The 15,322-nt window shown below is 71.1% G+C and carries 14 protein-coding genes; 7 read left to right on the top strand and 7 right to left on the bottom strand.

Annotated features, from left to right (window positions below; translation table 11 throughout):
* Window positions 1–13: 13 nt before the first annotated feature.
* The 4 genes from ACZ516_RS20035 (at window position 14) to ACZ516_RS20020 (ending at window position 5,340) form a co-directional block, all read left to right on the top strand.
* Window positions 14–1,216, top strand: coding sequence for a DUF7224 domain-containing protein (locus tag ACZ516_RS20035; protein ID WP_469011251.1), 1,203 nt, complete (start codon window positions 14–16; stop codon window positions 1,214–1,216).
* 1,112 nt (window positions 1,217–2,328) lie between these two features.
* Window positions 2,329–3,783, top strand: a complete 1,455-nt coding sequence (locus tag ACZ516_RS20030; protein WP_361081109.1) for a DUF2252 domain-containing protein — start codon at window positions 2,329–2,331, stop codon at window positions 3,781–3,783.
* 231 nt (window positions 3,784–4,014) lie between these two features.
* A complete protein-coding gene (locus ACZ516_RS20025) occupies window positions 4,015–4,968 on the top strand; it encodes a hypothetical protein (RefSeq protein WP_467465322.1) in 954 nt (317 codons plus the stop codon).
* 24 nt (window positions 4,969–4,992) lie between these two features.
* Complete coding sequence (locus ACZ516_RS20020) at window positions 4,993–5,340, top strand: rhodanese-like domain-containing protein (protein ID WP_358578004.1); 348 nt, start codon at window positions 4,993–4,995, stop codon at window positions 5,338–5,340.
* Between the two features lie 68 nt (window positions 5,341–5,408).
* Here the strand turns inward: ACZ516_RS20020 and ACZ516_RS20015 are convergent, their stop codons facing one another.
* From ACZ516_RS20015 to paaA, 6 genes are all read right to left on the bottom strand, one after another.
* Complete coding sequence (locus tag ACZ516_RS20015) at window positions 5,409–6,542, bottom strand: acyl-CoA dehydrogenase family protein (protein WP_361081106.1); 1,134 nt, start codon at window positions 6,540–6,542, stop codon at window positions 5,409–5,411.
* 116 nt (window positions 6,543–6,658) lie between these two features.
* Entirely contained in the window at window positions 6,659–7,732 is a 1,074-nt protein-coding gene (locus ACZ516_RS20010) for a 2Fe-2S iron-sulfur cluster-binding protein (protein ID WP_361081104.1), read from the bottom strand.
* Window positions 7,732–8,232 carry a 1,2-phenylacetyl-CoA epoxidase subunit PaaD gene (paaD, locus tag ACZ516_RS20005; RefSeq protein WP_361081102.1) on the bottom strand — a complete coding sequence of 167 codons (501 nt, stop codon included), beginning with the start codon at window positions 8,230–8,232 and terminating at the stop codon, window positions 7,732–7,734. The genes ACZ516_RS20010 and paaD overlap by 1 nt, the downstream gene beginning before the upstream one ends.
* Window positions 8,226–8,981, bottom strand: coding sequence for a 1,2-phenylacetyl-CoA epoxidase subunit PaaC (gene paaC, locus ACZ516_RS20000; RefSeq protein ID WP_467465309.1), 756 nt, complete (start codon window positions 8,979–8,981; stop codon window positions 8,226–8,228). Before paaC ends, paaD begins: the two co-directional genes overlap by 7 nt.
* On the bottom strand, window positions 8,978–9,268 hold the full coding sequence (gene paaB / locus ACZ516_RS19995) for a 1,2-phenylacetyl-CoA epoxidase subunit PaaB (RefSeq protein WP_030790406.1): 291 nt from the start codon (window positions 9,266–9,268) through the stop codon (window positions 8,978–8,980). The genes paaC and paaB overlap by 4 nt, the downstream gene beginning before the upstream one ends.
* Window positions 9,265–10,359 (bottom strand): 1,2-phenylacetyl-CoA epoxidase subunit PaaA, encoded by a 1,095-nt coding sequence (gene paaA, locus ACZ516_RS19990; protein ID WP_469011250.1) that lies wholly within the window; start codon window positions 10,357–10,359, stop codon window positions 9,265–9,267. The genes paaB and paaA overlap by 4 nt, the downstream gene beginning before the upstream one ends.
* Before the next feature lie 576 nt (window positions 10,360–10,935).
* Between paaA and ACZ516_RS19985 the strand changes: the two genes are divergently transcribed.
* From ACZ516_RS19985 to ACZ516_RS19975, 3 genes are read left to right on the top strand one after another with little or no spacing between them, the layout of a single operon-like run.
* Complete coding sequence (locus ACZ516_RS19985; RefSeq protein ID WP_469011249.1) at window positions 10,936–11,517, top strand: DUF5819 family protein; 582 nt, start codon at window positions 10,936–10,938, stop codon at window positions 11,515–11,517.
* A 53-nt stretch (window positions 11,518–11,570) separates the two neighbouring features.
* Window positions 11,571–12,698: an HTTM domain-containing protein gene (locus ACZ516_RS19980; protein WP_469011359.1), complete on the top strand. Its 1,128-nt coding sequence runs from the start codon at window positions 11,571–11,573 to the stop codon at window positions 12,696–12,698.
* Window positions 12,695–13,492: a TrmH family RNA methyltransferase gene (locus ACZ516_RS19975; protein WP_469011248.1), complete on the top strand. Its 798-nt coding sequence runs from the start codon at window positions 12,695–12,697 to the stop codon at window positions 13,490–13,492. Before ACZ516_RS19980 ends, ACZ516_RS19975 begins: the two co-directional genes overlap by 4 nt.
* Window positions 13,493–13,520: 28 nt before the next feature.
* Here ACZ516_RS19975 and paaN read toward each other — a convergent pair whose 3' ends face one another.
* Window positions 13,521–15,212 carry a phenylacetic acid degradation protein PaaN gene (paaN, locus tag ACZ516_RS19970; protein ID WP_469011247.1) on the bottom strand — a complete coding sequence of 564 codons (1,692 nt, stop codon included), beginning with the start codon at window positions 15,210–15,212 and terminating at the stop codon, window positions 13,521–13,523.
* Window positions 15,213–15,322 lie beyond the last annotated feature (110 nt).

Raw genomic sequence — 15,322 nt, 5'->3', positions numbered from 1 at the left:
GGTTGCACTCGTCATGCTCCCGGTCCTGTTCTGGTTCGGTGTGCGGAACACAGATTCTGTTATCGAATACTGGGAATCCGCCACTGCGCAGTCGCTGATCGTGCTTGGTTTTGTGAGCGCGGGATGCGGTGCCTGCGCCGCGTGGGAATCCGCGAGAGTTCACCGTGCGGGGATCGATGGTTGGGCTCCCGCCCGCAGCCGCCTTCACATCGCCTGGCTGCATCTCGCCCCGGTCATCGTATTGGGACTGCTTGGGGTGCTCGCAAGTCTCTTGGCCTATTCCTCTATCGCTCTCGGGGCGCCTGGCTTCCCAAGCTTGGGAATCCTGTTCACCGCTTTTGCGGTCGTGGTGTCCCATATCGCGCTCGGCTGGCTGGTAGGGCCGTGGATGCCACGCATCCTGGGTGCCGCCATGATGCTCATCTTCGGTTACCTGTGGGGGTTCTGGCCTGCTGCACTGGGCGAGTTGCCCTGGCTGCGGCACCTCAACGGGCAGGGGCTGGTGGAGTGCTGCAGCATCGACCAAACTGCGTCGGTCCGGAGTATGGCCGCCACCATCGTCTTCTCCGCTGGGCTGGTGGTCGCCGCTCTGCTTGCCACTGCCCTCGGCACGAGGGGCCGACGACATCAGGCATATGCGTTGGCGGCCGGTGCTCTTGGTGTCGCAGGTGCAGTCATCTTGGCCATGCCGCTTGAGTTCGAGGGAGTGCAAGCCCGGGATCCCGGACTCCGCAGGTGTGCAGGCGGACGTGTCCAGGTTTGCGTATGGCCAGAGCAATACGAACGGCAGGACGACATGGTTCGCTGGGCGCAGGACGCCGAACGCCGCCTGAGCCGAGTGGGAGTCACTCCGCCATCCCGCGTCGAGTTCGGTGAACCGCGCCCTAGCGAGAGCACGGTCCGGGCCGTCACCGCCACCAGCGTTCTGCCGGATTCCCCGCCGGCGTGTGCGACGAAGCCAGGGGCCGAGTACCCGGGGGATGCTGCGCACAGCGCGATCTACGCCTGGTTGTCGCTGACTTCGGGAGAGCCCGAGGGTGAGCTGGTGACGTATTGGCAGCCCGAAGCGGTCGCTCTCGCCGACCAGATACGCGAACTATCTCCAGCTCAACAACATGCCTGGTACGAGCGCAACATGCGATCCGTTCTGGACTGTTCCGTGACGGCGGATCTCAGCCCTGCTTCCTTCCAGCATGCAGGGGACAAGAAATCGTGACCTGGTGGCTTCGCGTTCACATGGTGCATGCCTCCTGGGCCTCTGTGCTGGCTTGCTTCATCCTTGCCCCACTACTCGCCGGGGCGGCGCTTCCTATCCCCTCGCTCATGGGCGGGTTGGGGTCAGGGGTTCCGTTGCCCTTGGTTCTCCCGGTGGCTCCGGTGTGCTTCCTCCTGCACGCCATGAGCAGAGCGCCCATGGAAACCGATGCCACCGCGGTCCGCCCAGTCTCCACCTACCGGGCCGTCCTATTCGGAGGTGCCGCCAGTGTGGCGGTCGTCCTGGGAGTGTGTGAAGCGCAGTGGCTCGACTTCGGTGTGGGTCTCGGCGTGGCGCGGAATCTGGCGGGGTACCTCGGCGTGGGCCTGATCGTTCAGTACCTCGTCGGCTCCATGTACGGTCCGTTGGCCGTCGCCGCCCTCCCTGTGGGCTGCGCGCTCATTGGCCTGGGGCCTAGCCAGAACCCGTATCCCTGGGCGTGGCCGCTGCACGAGAGCGCTTCTCTCCTGGCCGCCGCTGCGGCCCTCATGCTTTTCGTAGCAGGAACGGTCTTGGGCTTGAGGCGAACTGCAGGGCCATGTCCGTAGCGCCAAGGGCTGGCAAGCTCCGTATAGACCTTCGGCGAGTCTGTGTGGAGCGTGTAGAACAAAGGTTTGAGCCCGCCGGAACGCCGGGCCTCGGTGTCAACCATTTGAGGTTGGGCTGCGGCCTGAAGGGTGGAAGACCCGGCTGCCCGGTACGTCGTCCTGTGCGTGAGCAGGACGACGGTATGCCGAGTGAGGGATCCATCCATCCCCCTACACCTGAGGGCCGTAACCCCTGGCCGGCGTGATGCGGAACTATGGCGCCTACTGGTGATGAGTGAGAGCAGGCGGAAGGGAACGAAGACGATCACGGCGGCACTGAGACACCGGGTGGCCGAGCCGCCCCTTGATCGGCCTCTGGCCTGGGCACCGGACAATCGACGGGTTTTGTGTCCGTACGCGTGCTCGCGACTACCTCTGCGTGTAGTGATCTATGTCACCGTAGTTATCCACAGGCTCTGACGGGAGTCGGCGCGCGGCGGTACTTTCGAGGCCAGGTTCGGTGGACGGACGGCGGGGGCGATGGGCATGGCGGAACTCGGGAAGGCGCTGGTGCGCCGAGGGCCAGGGCAGGGACAGCGGCGGGGGAAGAGGATTCCGCAGGTGCCGGGGTTCGCGCCGTGGCCCGGGCAGGGGTCGCCCAAGCGCGAGGGCAAGGCGTTGCGGGGGCGCGTCCCCCGCTCGATGCACGCGGGGTTCGAGGCGGGGGCGGGGCGCCCCGACCCCGTGGCGGCCGTGGAGGAGTCGAATCGCACCCGGCTCCCGGAGCTGGTGCCGATCCGGGTCGGCAGGATGACCGCCTCCCCCTTCGCTTTCCTGCGGGGGTCCGCGGGACTCATGGCGTACGACCTCGCGCGGGCCCCGCTGACCGGGATCGGTACGCAGATATGCGGGGACGCCCACGCGGCGAACTTCGGGCTGTACGGGGACGCGCGGGGCGGCCTCGTCATCGACCTCAACGACTTCGACGAGACGGTGCACGGCCCCTGGGAGTGGGACCTGAAGCGTCTGGCCACCTCCCTGGTGCTCGCCGGCCGCGAGGCGGGCGCGAGTGAGGCGGTCTGCGCGGACGCCGCCCTGGACGCGGCGGGGTCCTACCGCCGCACCATGCGGCTTCTGGCGAAGCTCCCGGCCCTGGACGCGTGGAACGCCATCGCCGACGAGGAACTGGTCTCGCACGCGGATGCCCGCGACCTCCTCGGCACGCTCCAGCGGGTCTCGGACAAGGCCCGGCAGAACACGAGCGCCCGGTTCGCCGCCAAGTCGACGGAGCGGGTCGAGGGCGACGACGGTTCCGTGGGTCGGCGTTTCGTGGACGCGCCGCCCGTGCTGCGGCGTGTGAAGGACGCGGAGGCCGCCTCGGTGGCCGCGTCCCTCGAGGAGTACCTGGAGACCGTCTCCGAGGACCGGCTGCCGCTGCTCGGGCGGTATGCCGTCCAGGACGTGGCGTTCCGCGTCGTGGGCACGGGCAGCGTCGGCCTGCGGTCGTACGTGGTGCTGTTGCTCGACCACCGGGGCGAGCCCCTGGTGCTCCAGGTCAAGGAGGCGCGTCCCTCCGCCTTGCTGCCGCATTTGCCCGCGGCGGGCTTCAAGGAGCCCCAGAGCGCGCACGAGGGGCAGCGGGTGGTGGGCGGCCAGAAGCGGATGCAGGTCGTCAGCGACTTCCTGCTCGGGTGGACGACGGTGGACGGACTGCCGTTCCAGGTGCGTCAGTTCAGGAACCGCAAGGGCAGCGTGGACCCGGCGGCGCTGACCGCCGACCAGCTGGACGACTACGCCCGCATGACCGGCGCCCTGCTGGCCCGCGCGCACACGCACGGCGCCGATCCGCGCCTGATAGCGGGGTACTGCGGCAAGAGCGACAAGCTGGACGTGGCGATAGCGCGCTTCGCGACGGCGTACGCGGACCGCACGGAGGCGGATCACGCGTCGCTGGCGCGGGCCGTCAAGGAGGGGCGGGTGGCCGCGGAGACGGGGGTGTGAGGCGGACCGGGGCCGAGCGCCTCCGGTGTGGTGGACGGTGTGCTTCCGGGGGCGGCATCCGGTGCGGTGGACGGTGCGCTTCCGGGTGCGGCACTCGGTGCGGTGGAGGGTGCGTTTCCGAGTGCGGCATCCGGTGCGGTGGAGGGTGCGTTTCCGGGGTCAGCTTCCGGTGCTGGTGGACGGCGGGCTTCCGGGGCGGGGCGCCTGGTGCCCTACGCTGGACGAGTGACGATGCCGGAAGCCGAGCCGACGCAGCCCGAGACGCCCGAGACCTCTGGCGGGGAGGCGGGGCGCCCGGCTCCGGAAGGGCGGCTCAAGGACCAGCTCAAGGAGCGGCTGCGGGCGCGCTCCGAGGAGCGGCGCGAGCAGGCGGCGGGGCAGTCCGCGGCAGAGGCGATGCCAGAGGAGCCCCAGCGGCCCGAGGAGCGGCTCGAAAGGGCCGTGCGCGCCGCCGAGCAGGCGCTGATCGAGTACGAGATCGCGTTGGAGACCTTCCGGGTGGAGGTGGAGAACTTCTCGCGCCTGCACCACCAGAAGCTCGGCCCGATGTACGCGCGCCTCGACGAGCTGGACGCCCGGATCGCGGAGGCCACCGCGGCCCGCACGGGTGACCCCGAGGACCTGCGCAAGGCGGAGGAGGCGCGGGCACGGGTGATGCCGATGCCGGGTGTGGAGGAGCTGTTCCACGGCTGGATGGACGACGAGGGCCTCTCTCCCGAGGCCGCGTCGATGCTCACCGAGCAGTCGGTGCGGCCGCCGCAGCGTGTGCGTCCCGGCGAGGAGGCCCGCAAGCTCTACCGCGAGCTGGTCCGCAAGGCGCATCCGGACCTGGCGCAGGAGGAGGGCGAGCGACAGCGGCGCGAGGAGTTCATCACGCGCGTCAACGCCGCCTATGCCCGCGGGGACGAGGCGCTGCTGCGGGAACTGTCCGCGGAGTGGGCCGCGGGGCCCGTGCCGCAGGAGCAGCGGCTCACCCGCAGCGAGGAGCTGTACGCCAGGCTGGAATGGCTCGCCCAGCGCAAGGAACTCCTCTCGGTCCTCGCCAAGGAGCTGGAGGAGAGTGCGATCGGCGGGATGCTGCGGCTCGCGCCCGACGACCCGGACACGCTGCTCGACGAGATCGCCGAGCAGCTGCTCGCGCAGGTCGCCGAGCGCGAGGCGGAGCTGGCACGGCTGACGGCGTAGTGCCGGTCGGGTAGCGTCGGGGGCATGGCTTTCGGATCTCATGTGCCCACCGTCGGCGTCGACGCCCTCACGAGCGGCGACTTTCTGCTGGACGTCCGCGAGGACGACGAATGGCAGGCGGGTCACGCCGAGGGCGCGCTGCACATTCCGATGAGCGAGTTCGTCGCCCGGTACGGCGAGTTGACCGAGGCCGCCCCGCAGGACGGCAAGGTCAACGTCATCTGCCGCTCCGGCGGGCGCTCCGCCCAGGTCGCCATGTACCTGGGGCAGCAGGGCGTCGACGCGGTGAACGTCGCCGGGGGCATGGAGGCCTGGCAGGCCTCGGGCCGACCGGTCGTGGACGACCAGGGCCGCCCGGGCACCGTGGTCTGAGGCCCCTCGCCCCTCTTGACCGCCCCTCTGGACCGCCTCTCTGAACCGTTTCTCTCGACCGCCTCGCGTCAGCCGAGCGGGTGGGCGGCCAGCAGGTCGCCCAGCGTCTCCTCGTACGCCGCCGCCGGGCCGAGGGAGAGCTCCAGTTGCTTGGCCCAGGCGTGGTAGCGGTGCAGGGGGTAGTCGGTGTCGGCGCCGAAGCCGCCGTGCAGGTGCTGCGCCGTCTGCACGACCCTTCGTACGCCCTCGGACGCCCAGATCTTGGCGACGGCCACGTCCCCGGCGACGGGCAGTGCGCTGTCGGCGCCGGTGCTGATCCGCCAGGCGGCCTGCCAGAGGGTCACCTCCATCGCGCGCAGGTCGATGTACCGGTCGGCGGCCTGCACCGCCACGGCCTGGAACGTCGCGATGGGGTGCCCGAACTGCTCGCGCTTGCCGGTGTATTCGCCGGTCATGCGGAGCACCGCCTCGCCGAGGCCCAGGGCGAGGGCGCAGGTGCCGGTGGCGAGCAGGTCACGCAGCCGGTCCCAGGCGCCGGCTGCCTCGATGACGTCGCGGGCGTCGACGCGCACGTCCTCCAGGCGCAGCTCGCCGAGCCGTTCGCCGCTGGTGGAGAACTGCTCGGCGATGGTCAGGCCCTCGTGGACGCGGGGCACGAGGGCGAGAACGGTGTGGCCGTCGTCGGCACGGGCGGGCACGAGGACGAGGTCGGCGTTCTGCGCCCAGGGCACGGCGGTCTGCAGCCCGTCGAGGAGCCATCCGTCACCGTCGGGTCGGGCGGTGACGGCGAGGTCCGCCCGGTCGTGGCCGGTCCGGCCGTGGGCGGCGGCGGTGAGGACGAGCTGCCCGAGAGCGGCCCGGGGCAGGACGCGCCGCCGCAACTCGGCGCTGCCGTGGGCCTGTACGAGCGCGGCGGCGGCGGCGTGTTCCAGGAGCGGAACCCGTGCGAGGACCTTCGCGGACTCGCGGAGCACCAGGCACAGGGCGATGGCGTCCAGGTCCACGCCGCCGTGCTCGGTGCCGATGAGCAGCCCGAGCAGGTCGGCGTCCGCGAGCCGGGCCCACACGGCGCGGTCGAAGTCCTCCGCGACGGCACCGGGCGTGCGGGCCGGGCTCGGCACCCCGTCCGGTGCGACGCCGGCGAAGAGCGCCCTGGCGGCCTCGACCACGGCCTGCTGTTCCTCGGTGAAGGTGAAGTCCACTGCCTGTCCTCCCACGCACCGGCCTGTCCCAACTGACGGGGCGTCAAGATAGAACAGGTTCTAGGGGAAGGGAACAGCCACGGCGTCCACGGTCGCCGGTACTTGGGCCCGGCGTCTCAGCGGTCGAAGTCCAACTCCACGGTGTCCGTGGCCGGATGGGACTGGCAGGCCAGCACATATCCGGCCTCCGTCTCCTCCGGCTCCAGCGCGAAGTTCCGCTCCATCCGGACCTCTCCCGAGACCCGGAAGGCGCGGCACGTGCCGCAGACCCCGCCCTTGCAGGCGTAGGGCGCGTCCGCGCGGTTGCGCAGCACCGTCTCCAGCAGCGTCTCGCCGTCCAGGACGGGCCAGGTGCCCGAGCGGCCGTCGAGGGTCACGGTCACCGTGCTGTGCGCGGGGGTGGCGGGCGAGGCCGGGGGTGCGGTGGAGACGCCGCCGTCCACGTGGAATATCTCCTCGTGAATGCGCCGACGGTCCACGCCGAGGCCGCGCAGGGTGCGCTCGGCTCCCTGCACCAGACCGAACGGCCCGCACAGGAACCAGCCCTCGACGTCCGCCACGGGCAGCAACGCCGGCAGCAGACGGGTGAGCCGCTCCTCGTCGAGCCGTCCCGAGTCGAGGCCGGCCTGCTGCTCCTCCCGGGAGAGGACGGTCACCAGCTGGAAGCGGTCCGGCCAACGGTCCTTCAGGTCGGCGACCTCTTCCAGGAACATCGTCGAGGCCGCCGTGCGGTCGCTGCGTATGAGGCAGAACTCGGCTTGCGGTGCGCGCTCCAGGAGGGTGGTGACGATGGAGAGCACCGGCGTGATTCCGCTGCCGCCGACCACCGCCGCATAGCGGCCGGGAGCGGGGTCCAGCGTGAAACGTCCGGCCGGGGTCATCACCTCCAGCTCGTCACCGACACACAGCTCCTTGAAGGCGTACGTCGAGAAGGCGCCGTCCTCCACGAGGCGCACTCCGACGCGCAGTGTCCTGGGCATGCCGGGGGCGTCGGCGGGTGGGGCGGGCGAGCAGATCGAGTACGTACGCCGGATCTCGGTGCCGTCGGTGAAGCGGCGCAGCGCGAGGTGCTGGCCCGGGGTGAAGCGGTACTCCTCGCACAGTGCGGGCGGCACGTCGAAGGTCAGCGTCACGGAGTCGTCGGTGAGCCGGTCGACCGCCGCTACCCGGAGCGGGTGGAAGCGTGCCATCACAACTCCTTGAAGTGGTCGAAGGGCTCGCGGCAGGAGGCGCAGCGGCGCAGCGCCTTGCACGCCGTGGAGGAGAAGCGGCTGAGCAGCTCCGTGTCCGTCGATCCGCAGTGCGGGCAGCGGATCGACAGGCTCAGGGGCACGGGCCCGTCCGCCGGGTGGGAGCGCGGGGGCGCTATGCCGAACTCGGCGAGCTTGCGGCGGCCTTCGGCGCTGATGTCGTCCGTGGACCAGGCGGGGGAGAGCACGGTGCGCACGGACACCTCGGTCATGCCGTGCTCACGCAGCACCTGCTGTATGTCGCAGGACATGGCCTCGACCGCCGGGCAGCCGGTGTACGTGGGGGTCAGCTCGACGTCGACCTTGCCGGGGGCGAGGACCCGCACGCCGCGCACCACGCCGAGGTCGGCCAAGGTCAGCACGGGCAGCTCCGGGTCGGGCACCGAGCCCGCGAGGGCGAGCAGCTCCGCCTCGAGTGCCGTGGGCACGGTCGTCACCATGACGCCCCCGGGTGGCTGCGGTGCAGGTGCTGCATCTCGGCGAGCATCCGCCCGAACGGCTCGGTGTGCAGGCCCTGGCGTCCGGCGCCCGCCGTCCACGCGCCGGTCTGCGGTCCGCCGGGCACGGTGAGGGTGGCCCGCTCGACGACGGCCGTCACCGAGGCCGTCCAGCTCTCCCGCAGGGACTCGCCGTCGACGTCGATGCCGTCCACCGGCTGGAACATCTCGCCGGTGAACCGCCAGAGCGCGTCGAGCCCGCGCTGCATCCGCTCGTGGCTCTCGGCCGTGCCGTCGCCGAGCCGCAGGGTCCACTGCTCGGCGTGGTCCTGGTGATAGGCGACTTCCTTGACGGCCTTCGCCGCCAGGGGCGCGAACTCGCTGTCCCCGGCGGCCAGTCGGCCGTACAGGAGGGTCTGGAAGGTGGAGAAGTAGAGCTGGCGGGCGATGGTGTGGGCGAAGTCGCCGTTCGGCTGCTCGACCAGCTGGAGGTTGCGGAAGGCGCGCTCCTCGCGGAGGTAGGCCAGCTCGTCCTCGTCGCCGGCGAGAGAGAGCAGGACGCGGGCCTGGCCGAGGAGGTCGAGGGCGATGTTCGCGAGGGCGACCTCTTCCTCCAGGACGGGGGCGTGGCCGGCCCACTCCCCCAGGCGATGCGAGAGCACCAGGGCGTCGTCACCCAGGGCGAGGGCAGGCAGGGCCTCGGTCGGGACGGCCGGGGCGTGGGTGGTGGCTGCGGTCGGGGTGGTGGTCACAGGTGCTTCACCCCCTCCGGGATGTCGTAGAACGTCGGGTGGCGGTAGGGCTTGTCGCCGGCCGGTTCGAAGAAGGAGTCCTTCTCGTCGGGCGAGGAGGCGGTGATCGCGGTGGACGGCACGACCCAGAGGGAGACGCCCTCGCTCCTGCGGGTGTAGAGGTCGCGGGCGTTGCGCAGGGCCATCTCCGCGTCCGGCGCATGCAGGCTGCCCGCGTGGGTGTGGGAGAGCCCGCGACGGGAGCGGACGAAGACCTCCCACAGCGGCCAGTCGGTCGAGCTGCTCATGCTGTCGCCTCTCCGTGCTGTGCGGTGCTGCCCTCGGTGCCGCTCATCTGTGGGCTTTCCGCCTGTGCCCCGTCTGCCTGCGTCCTGGCCGGCTGCGTCTTGGCCGACTGGTCTGCGGCTGCCTGTTTCGTGGCGTAGGCGGCGGCGGCCTCCCGGACCCAGGCGCCTTCCTCGTGGGCACGCCGGCGCTGGGTGATGCGCTGGTCGTTGCACGGGCCGTTGCCCTTCAGGACGTCCCAGAACTCGGTCCAGTCGATCGGGCCGAAGTCGTAGTGCCCTCGCGCCTCGTTCCACACCAGGTCGGGGTCGGGGAGGGTCAGGCCCAGCGAGGCGGCCTGGGGGACGCAGATGTCGACGAAACGCTGGCGCAGCTCGTCGTTCGAGTGGCGCTTGATCTTCCATGTCATCGACTGCTCGGAGTGCGACGACTCGTCGTCGGGCGGGCCGAACATCATCAGCGAGGGCCACCACCAGCGGTTCACCGCGTCCTGCGCCATTTCGTGCTGGGCCTCGGTGCCACGGCTGAGGGCGAGCAGGGATTCGTACCCCTGGCGCTGGTGGAAGGACTCCTCCTTGCAGACGCGGATCATCGCGCGGGCATAGGGGCCGTACGAACAGCGGCACAGGGGGACTTGGTTCGTGATCGCGGCGCCGTCCACGAGCCAGCCGATCGCGCCGACGTCCGCCCAGGTCAGCGTGGGGTAGTTGAAGATCGAGGAGTACTTCTGGCGGCCCGAGTGCAGCTTGTCGAGCAGCTCCTCGCGGCTGGTGCCGAGGGTCTCGGCGGCGCTGTAGAGATACAGGCCGTGCCCGGCCTCGTCCTGCACCTTCGCCATCAGGATCGCCTTGCGCCGCAGGGAAGGGGCGCGGGTGATCCAGTTGGCCTCCGGCTGCATGCCGATGATCTCGGAGTGCGCGTGCTGGGCGATCTGGCGCACGAGGGTGGCGCGATAGGCGTCCGGCATCCAGTCGCGTGGCTCGATGCGCTCGTCGGCGGCGACCGCCGCGTCGAAGGCGGCCTGCTGCTCGGCCGTGCGCGCGGCCTCTTCCGGCTCCGTCCCCGCCGCCTTGGGTGCGGCTGCTGTCGCCATCTCGGTCCCCCTCGACCTGGGAGCGAACCGACCGACCGATCGTTCGGTTCGTTGGAATTCAATGGTGCGGCGCGCCGCCATAAGGTGTCAACCCTGTGGATAACTTCGCCGCCGCTGCGCGCGGCGGACAGGCCTGAGTACCGTTCCGGCGGCAGGGTTCGGAGCGGGGCGGGGGAACGGGGCGGAATGGACGGGTACGACGAGGGTTCCGGGGGCGGGTCCGCCGGGCCGTCGGGGTCTGACGGGCCGCCTGGGCCGGCCGGGCCGCCTGGGGCCACCGGGCCTGTCGAGCCCGCCCCGTCACGCGGGTCTGCCGGGCCTTCCGGACCCATCGGGCCACGTGCGTCCGTTGGGCCTTCCGGGCCGAGCGAACCGCCATCCGGCCCGAGCGAACCGCCCTCCGGGCCGAGCAAGCCGCTATCCGGGCTGAGCGAGCCGCCCTCCGGGCCGAGCGAACCGCCACCCGAGCCGAGCGAGCCGCCCTCCGGGTCCCCCCGCCCCGGCATCGCCGGGCTCAAGCTCGGTCACCAGATCGTCGCCGCCTGCGCTCTCGCGCTCATCGCCGTGGTCGCGTGCGTGCACATCGGGATGCTCTTCTTCCACGTCGCTCCCTCGAACACACTGACCAAGCGGCACGGCGACGTGGTGGACGAATGGATCTACCCCGAGTTCGAACAGAACTGGAAGCTCTTCGCGCCCAACCCGCTCCAGCAGAACGTCGCCGTACAGGCCCGGGCGGAGCTGCGTACGGGCGGCGGAGGGATGCGGACCACCGACTGGTACGACCTCTCCGCGCAGGACGGCGCCGCCATCGACGGAAGCCTGCTGCCCAGCCACACCCGGCAGAACGAACTGCGCCGCGCCTGGGACTTCTACGTCGGTTCGCACGACGCGCAGAATCGTCCCGTCGGTCTGCGGGGCCGGCTCTCCGAGCGCTACGTCCGCCGCATCGCGTACCTGCGGCTCGAACGGGAGGGGCCCGGCGGCGCGGGCGACGAGATCGCGCGCGTGCAGGTGCGCTCCAGGACCACGAGCGTACGGCCGCCGAAGTGGAGCGAGGAGAAGGTCGCCACCAAGCCGGTGTACCGCCTGGTCCCGTGGTGGTCGGTGACGCCCGACGACCTGCCGCTCGCCGACGCGGAGGGGGTGGCCCGGTGACCCGTACCGAACAGCCCGCCGCGAGGCAGGGGTCTTGGGCCGGGCAACGTCTCCTGGCCGTCGCGCACCCCCTGGCGCGGGGGCTCGACAAGGTCACCGGCCACGCCCTCGGCCCGTACCAGAGCGCGGTGATCCGCATCGGATTCGCCGGCACCTGGCTGTTCTTCCTGCTGCGCGAATTCCCCCACCGCCATGAGATGTACGGCCCCGACGGCCCCTGGGACTGGGAGATGGCGCGCCGGCTCATCTCCGGCAACGGCGCCTTCACCGCCCTGATGTGGTCCGACGCGCGGATCTGGTTCGAGATCGTCTACACGGTGGCCGTCGTGAGCAGCGCCCTGCTGCTGCTCGGCTGGCGCACGCGCACGATGTCAGTGCTCTTCATGATCGGCGTGCTGTCGTTGCAGAACCGCAGCGTCTTCATCGGCGACGGCGGCGACAACGTCATCCACCTCATGGCGACCTATCTGGTCTTCCTCCGGTGCGGCCAGGTCTGGTCGCTGGACGCGCGGCGGGCGGCACGCGCGCGTGTAGGGGCGGTGCGGGGTGAGCCGGGCGTCGACAGGGTGGGGCCCGTGCTGTGGTGGGCGCTCGGGCTGGGGCTGTCCGTCGTCACCCTGATGGGGGAACTCGATGACTGGTGGCCCCTGATCTTCTGGGGGGTGTGGCTCGCCCACGGCCTGTGGTGGCTGGCGGGACGGCGCGCCCCGCACGGTGAGCTCCGCAAGCTCCTCGACGTCGTCGCCAACCTCGTCCACAACGCGGGCCTGCTTGTGATCATGGTGGAGGCCTGTCTGATCTACGCCACCGCCGGCTGGTACAAGATCCAGGGGAGCCGCTGGCAGGACGGGACGGCCGTGTACTACCCGCTGAACCTCGACTACTTCTCCCCGTGGCCGGCTCTCTCCGGACTGCTGTCGTCCCACGGGCTGATGCTGATGCTGGTGACGTACGGGACGGTCGCCGTGCAGGTGGCCTTCCCCTTCACCCTCTTCAACCGGCGGGTGAAGAACGTCCTCCTGGCAGCGATGATCTTCGAGCACGCCGTGATCGCCGTCGTCCTGGGGCTGCCGTTCTTCTCCCTCGCGATGATCACCGCGGACGCGGTCTTCCTGCCCACATCGTTCCTGCGGCGCCTCGGCAAGTGGGCGGCACGCGCGCGCGTAGGCTTCGCCTCATGAACGGGACGGAGCCGACGGACGGGACGCACGCGACGGACGCCGACGGCGCCGTACGCGCCTGGCTCGGGCTCGCCGACGCCTCCGTGCTGCTCGACGGCTTCCACGCGATCAAGCACGCGCTGCGCTTCGACGCGCGGGTGCCGGTCGCGCTGACCGCTGACCGCGCGGGCGTGCTGGCGCTCGCCGACGAGCTGGCCCCCGATGTGCGGGACGCGCTGGACGCGCTCCTGGTGGAGGTGTCCGAGGAGCGGCTGCGCGCGCTCGTGCCGAGACTGCACCCCACCGCGATGGCCGCCCTGGCGGTACGCCCCTCGCGCACCGCCAACCTGGAGGCCCTGGGGCGTACGCCGAGGACGGCGCCGGTCGTCGTGCTCGACGACCCCCGCAACCTGGGCAACGCCGGGGCGGTGATCCGGCTCGCCGCCGGGTTCGGGGCGACCGGTGTCGTCACGACCGGGACGCTGGACCCCTGGCACCCCACTGTCGTACGCGGCGGCGCGGGGCTGCACTTCGCGACCGCCGTGGAGCGCGTGGAGGTCGCCGAGCTGCCGGCCGGGCCGGTGTTCGCACTCGACGCGGAGGGTGTGGACATCCGGGGGCTGAAGATCCCGGACGACGCCGTGCTCGCGTTCGGTTCCGAGCGCAGCGGTCTCTCGGCGGCCCTGCGGGCACGGGCCGACCAGCTGGTGTCCCTGCCGATGCGGCCGCAGGTGTCCAGCTACAACCTGGCGACGAGCGTCGCCATGGCGCTCTTCCACTGGTCGGCGGGCAGGCCTTCGGGCGTGGAGGCCTGAACCCGCCGCAGTCCGTCCCGCGCGCGGGTCACGCGTCCTTGCGGATCTCCACCACGCGGAAGCGGTTGGCGACGAACGCGCCGTCGCACAGCGCGGCGTTCGCCGCGGGGTTGCCGCCCGAGCCGTGGAAGTCCGAGAACGCCGCCGTCTGGTTCACATAGACCCCTCCCGTGAGGTTCAGGGACAGCTGGGCGCACTCCTCCAGGCAGGTCTCCTCGACGGCCGTGGAGACCTCGTGCGAGGTGGTGTACGCCCCGACGGTCATCGCTCCCTTGTCCCGCACCGTGCGGCGCAGCAGCTCCACGGCGTCCGCCGTCGAGTCGACGGCGACCGCGAAGGAGACCGGGCCGAAGCACTCGCTCAGGTAGGCCGCCTCGGCGTCCGGCTTCGCGCCGTCCAGCTTGACGATGACCGGGGTGCGCACCACGGCGTCCGGGAAGTCGGGGTTGGCCACCTGCCGGGAGGGCAGGGCGACTTCACCGAGGCCGGCGGCCGCTTCCAGGCGGGTCCTCACGTCCGGGTTGACCAGCGCGCCCAGGATGCCGTTGGCCCGGGCGTCGTCACCCAGGAGGCCGTCCACCGAGGCCGCGAGGTCGGCCACCACCTCGTCGTACGACTTGGCCCCGGCGTCCGTGTGGATGCCGTCGCGGGGGATGAGGAGGTTCTGCGGGGTCGTGCACATCTGGCCGCTGTAGAGGGACAGGGAGAAGGCGAGGTTGGCCAGCATTCCCTTGTAGTTGTCCGTCGAGTCGATGAGGACGGTGTTGACCCCGGCCTTTTCGGTGTAGACCTGCGCCTGGCGGGCGTTGGCCTCCAGCCAGTCGCCGAAGGACGTCGACCCCGTGTAGTCGATGATCTTGATCTCGGGGCGGACGGCGAGGGTCTTGGCGATGCCCTCGCCGTCCCGCTCGACGGCCAGGCAGACCAGGTTCGGGTCGAAGCCGGCCTCGGCGAGGACCTCGCGGGCGATCCGCACCGTGAGGGCGAGCGGGAGCACCGCGCGCGGGTGGGGCTTGACCAGGACCGGATTGCCGGTCACGAGCGAGGCGAAGAGGCCCGGGTAGCCGTTCCACGTCGGGAAGGTGTTGCAGCCGATCAGGAGCGAGATGCCGCGCGCCACGGGCGTGAACCGCTTGTTCAGCGCGAGGGGGTCGCGCTTCCCCTGGGGCTTGTGCCAGTCGGCGGTGTCGGGGGTGCGGGCCTGCTCCACGTACGCGTACGCGATCGCTTCCAGGGCGCGGTCCTGGGCGTGCGGGCCGCCCGCCTGGAAGGCCATCATGAAGGCCTGGCCGCTGGTGTGCATGACGGCGTGCGCGAGCTCGTGGGTGCGGGCGCCGATGCGCGCAAGGATCTCCAGGCCGACCATCGCGCGTGCTTCCGCGCCCGCGTCGCGCCAGGCGCGCATGCCGGCCCGCATCGCGGGGAGCAGGACGTCGACGTCCGGGTGGGGGTAGGTGATCCCCAGCTCCGGGCCGTAGGGAGAGACCTCGGCGCCGACCCAGTCGTCCGTGCCGGGCTGGTCGAGGTCGAAGCGGGTGCCCTGGAGGGCGTCGAAAGCGGCTTTGCCCTCGGACAGGCTCAGGCTGCCGTCCTCCCCGTACGCCTTGGGGTGCTCGGGGTGCGGCGACCAGTACGCACGCGTGCGGATGGTCTCCAGCGCCTGATCGAGGGTGGGCCGGTGCTTGGCGATCAGCTGGTGCGCGGTGAGTTCGGCGGCCATGACAGGACCAACTCCTCGTCGGTCAGCTCTCCGTCGAGCTGGCGAGATGGGCGGGAACAGTGGGCAGGGACTGGCTGACAGAGCTAGAGTAACCGAACGATCGGTCGGGA

The organism is Streptomyces sp. NPDC034037 (assembly GCF_055575715.1).
Note: the sequence above shows the minus strand (reverse complement) of the source record. Positions and strands in the feature narration are given on the sequence as shown.

What these genes read in the sequence shown, in the direction of transcription:
- ACZ516_RS20035 (WP_469011251.1), top strand. Translation starts at nt 14, where the DNA reads ATGCTCCCGGTCCTGTTCTGGTTCGGTGTGCGGAACACAGATTCTGTT.
- ACZ516_RS20030 (WP_361081109.1), top strand. Translation starts at nt 2,329, where the DNA reads ATGGCGGAACTCGGGAAGGCGCTGGTGCGCCGAGGGCCAGGGCAGGGA.
- ACZ516_RS20025 (WP_467465322.1), top strand. Translation starts at nt 4,015, where the DNA reads ATGCCGGAAGCCGAGCCGACGCAGCCCGAGACGCCCGAGACCTCTGGC.
- ACZ516_RS20020 (WP_358578004.1), top strand. Translation starts at nt 4,993, where the DNA reads ATGGCTTTCGGATCTCATGTGCCCACCGTCGGCGTCGACGCCCTCACG.
- ACZ516_RS20010 (WP_361081104.1), bottom strand. Translation starts at nt 7,732, where the DNA reads ATGGCACGCTTCCACCCGCTCCGGGTAGCGGCGGTCGACCGGCTCACC.
- paaD (WP_361081102.1), bottom strand. Translation starts at nt 8,232, where the DNA reads ATGGTGACGACCGTGCCCACGGCACTCGAGGCGGAGCTGCTCGCCCTC.
- paaB (WP_030790406.1), bottom strand. Translation starts at nt 9,268, where the DNA reads ATGAGCAGCTCGACCGACTGGCCGCTGTGGGAGGTCTTCGTCCGCTCC.
- paaA (WP_469011250.1), bottom strand. Translation starts at nt 10,359, where the DNA reads ATGGCGACAGCAGCCGCACCCAAGGCGGCGGGGACGGAGCCGGAAGAG.
- ACZ516_RS19975 (WP_469011248.1), top strand. Translation starts at nt 12,695, where the DNA reads ATGAACGGGACGGAGCCGACGGACGGGACGCACGCGACGGACGCCGAC.
- paaN (WP_469011247.1), bottom strand. Translation starts at nt 15,212, where the DNA reads ATGGCCGCCGAACTCACCGCGCACCAGCTGATCGCCAAGCACCGGCCC.